The organism is Lentilactobacillus parakefiri (assembly GCF_002157585.1).
Taxonomy (GTDB): domain Bacteria; phylum Bacillota; class Bacilli; order Lactobacillales; family Lactobacillaceae; genus Lentilactobacillus; species Lentilactobacillus parakefiri.
On sequence record NZ_BDGB01000119.1, the window covers coordinates 1 to 247 of the forward strand.

Annotated in this window: 1 pseudogene; it reads left to right on the top strand. The window is 38.5% G+C overall.

The window, feature by feature from the left end:
• Positions 1-247, top strand: a pseudogene (locus LPKJCM_RS11555) (IS4 family transposase); the annotation flags it as partial.

Sequence of the window (247 nt, forward strand, 5' to 3'; positions counted from 1 at the left end):
AAGCAATACTTGCGGCTCGACAAATCACAAGTTCAAAATTATGACGGGCTTTGTGGCCATTTAGCAATTGTCATGATGACTTATGACCTATTAGCTTGGCAGGAACGGCAAAATCAGGATGATCGCACCATTGGGGATTTATTCTTTATAATGAACGAAGCCATGCCAGATATTGAGTTGTCTCAAGCACTGGTATGGCTTCTAAATTCGTTAAAAACGATTATTAATCATGAAGTTTATGCAAGAA